The organism is Dysosmobacter segnis (genome assembly GCF_014297285.1).
In the GTDB taxonomy this organism is placed as follows: Bacteria; Bacillota; Clostridia; order Oscillospirales; family Oscillospiraceae; genus Oscillibacter; species Oscillibacter segnis.
Genome location: NZ_JACOQI010000067.1, coordinates 1 through 2,610, shown reverse-complemented (window position 1 = coordinate 2,610; position 2,610 = coordinate 1). Strand labels below are relative to the sequence as shown.

General features: G+C 50.6%; 4 protein-coding genes. All 4 read left to right on the top strand.

Features of this window, described 5'->3' with window-relative positions; translation table 11 throughout:
* The coding region (locus H8Z83_RS18920) for a hypothetical protein (protein WP_207732101.1) at positions 1–374 on the top strand (374 nt) is incomplete at its 5' end.
* 50 nt (positions 375–424) lie between these two features.
* Entirely contained in the window at positions 425–1,375 is a 951-nt protein-coding gene (locus H8Z83_RS18915; protein WP_187016447.1) for a hypothetical protein, read from the top strand.
* Between the two features lie 82 nt (positions 1,376–1,457).
* Positions 1,458–2,393, top strand: coding sequence for a hypothetical protein (locus H8Z83_RS18910; RefSeq protein WP_187016446.1), 936 nt, complete (start codon positions 1,458–1,460; stop codon positions 2,391–2,393).
* Between the two features lie 4 nt (positions 2,394–2,397).
* The coding region (locus H8Z83_RS19460; RefSeq protein WP_207732100.1) for a hypothetical protein at positions 2,398–2,610 on the top strand (213 nt) is incomplete at its 3' end.

Here is a 2,610-nt window from a genome sequence, read left to right as displayed (position 1 = left end):
AGATGTGTATAAGAGACAGCTTCTACATGGAGAACGAAACCCTGATCAAACAAGCGGTTGCAGGGATTCGTAATTCATTCAGCGACGACCACATCTACATCACCCCGAGTGGGGAGTTTGCAGTACTGGAGTTTGATGCTAACGAGCGAGAGTTCTTCCTACCCGTAGACGGGCTGGCGGGCTATCGTGCGTGGTGTGAAGCTGAGAAGCAACGTGTCACCACCAACCCCTTCTGTGCCAGTTGTGAATACTTGGGCACTTGTCTGTCAGAACACTTACGCGACGTGAAATCCATGGACAACTCGTGTAACGGGTTTAAGGGATTGTTGTTGCGGTGGGAGGAAGAATGTTCGTCCGTCATCGGCAACGACTAGAGATCACCCTCGACTTGTTTCGGGGGTGTGGTCATCACTGTGCTGGGTGCATGATCGACAAGTCCTTAGGCGGGGACGTCTCTGACATCCCTGACCTGTTGGCACTGATTCAAGAAATGACTGAGGCCGGTTACGTCGCGTTTGACTTAGGCGTTGGGCCTACCGATTACATGACGTCTACCAACACGCAAGAGGTGATGACGAACACCACCTTTCGTGAGATGGCTCAGTTGTTTCATCAAGTCACGTTCAATGCTGCGTTCTTGGATACCCGGATGGAAAACTACGGGGTCATGTGTGCGGACATTGATCAAGCGTGTCCCGATAAACCGATTCGTTTCCTCATCCCGGCTGCACCGTCTCATTTTAAGAATGAGAAGTTCGGCTTAATGATTAAAGAGAAACTGGAGTACATCCAAGAACACTTGGTGGTCGCCCGTTTGAATGAGGCAGGGTTTGTTGTGACCTGTACTCGAGAGACTGTAGATGAACGCTTTGAAGAATACTTGGCCAACGGGTTTGAGATTGAATTCCCTGTGGACAAAGATGACATCCTCACCATCCCGTACGGAAGAGCCCCCAGTCGAGACCTCATGGTTGCACAAAACGTGCGCCGGGTGTCCCACCGGATCAGTTCCTTCTATGCTGGGCTTAATGGGGAAGACGAAAGAAGACGTAATCCTGACTTGCATTACGACACTGGTACGATGGTCAATCTGCTATATACTGGTGGCAAGCTTTATTGGGTACCGTTCCTAAAAGACGACTGTCCGTTCCTTGACGACGACTTCGTCATTCAGCGCCCCTGGACTATGGAGAATCTCCTAAACGTGCGTACAGAGGCTCGTGAGCGGTCTATGGACTATTTACAAGACACTGAGTGCATGGAGTGTCCACATCTGAGCAGTTGCATGGAAAAAGGCATCACCAACATCATGCAAAAGCTCTCGATCAAAGATTGTCTAGTGGGGTTAGAGCATGATTCCAACGCGCATAGCTAAATCCCTGAACCTGACCCTCGAAGTCTTGAAAGGGTGTGGGTACAGTTGTCCGGGGTGTACCGTGGAGAAGGATTCGGCTCCTGTGAACATCTCCGACGCTGATGCCCAAGCGTTAGTGGACATGGCTCAGGACTTGATCGACAATGACTTTCGGTTGTTGGAGTTTCGATTAGGCCCCACGGACATCACCAGCTCTTCCAATTGGCGTGACGTACTGGCTCATCCGTTGATTCATGGGTTAGCCCAACACTACCGAGCGATGAACGTATCCCTCACGATGTTGAGCGACCGTGGCTTGGAAGAGCTGGCTGGCGTCATAGACCCCCTGATGGCAGGAAAGAAACTCAGCGTCTCAATCCCGATGGCGTTGAAGCAAACCAATAATCAGAAATACTTGGGTGAACTGCGTAAACGCATTCTGTACTTTAAGAGTCTGTTTAAGGAAACCGACTTTAACCGCGTCTACGCCAACTTCAACCTAATTGACGACAACATCACACACTTAAACCAAGACACCTACCGGGCCGCACATGAGTTGGATCTTGGGGTACCGGTGTTCTCGGAGTTCCCGTTTCCTCACACTCGTAAGGGGATGGGTAATCTGATGGTGCTCAATCAACTGAACCGAGACTTGTACCAGTTCTCTGAGTTCTTAAAGACACAGGTCAACACGAAGATCTACCGCCCGTTGATTCCTAACGTGGTCGACGGATTTGAGTTTGTCTACCGCAGTGGGTCACTCTACCATGCGCCGGTCGTGTCAGAGAACCTACCCATCTTTGAGCCACGTTTTGAGTTAGCCCAACCGTGGAATGCAGACTCAGTGCTGTCGTTCCGTGAACAAGGCTACTACGAGGATCTGGTGGCGTTAGCGGAACATGAGGAGTGTGGTGGCTGTTGTTTCCTAGATTACTGCTCACGAGGTTCTGTGAAGCCGTTAATGGACTTGCTGGGGCGTGCAGATTGCCTGACGGGTTTGCGTAACCGTTGGGACCTTCAATTACATCGACAGGATTAACAACGTGGATATAGTGATCGTAGACGACGTCGAGTTCAGCGACGAGTTGATGGCGCTGTGCATGTGTCAGCAGAACAAAGCGTATGTGGATGAGCCCTTGATCAGTGCATACATTGACGAAGCGATCTTGCCTCATGTCAAAGCTCACCGAGATGCGGTAGAAGGCATCTACGCCCAAGCGTCACACGTACACATCAGTGACTCTGTCTCTTATACA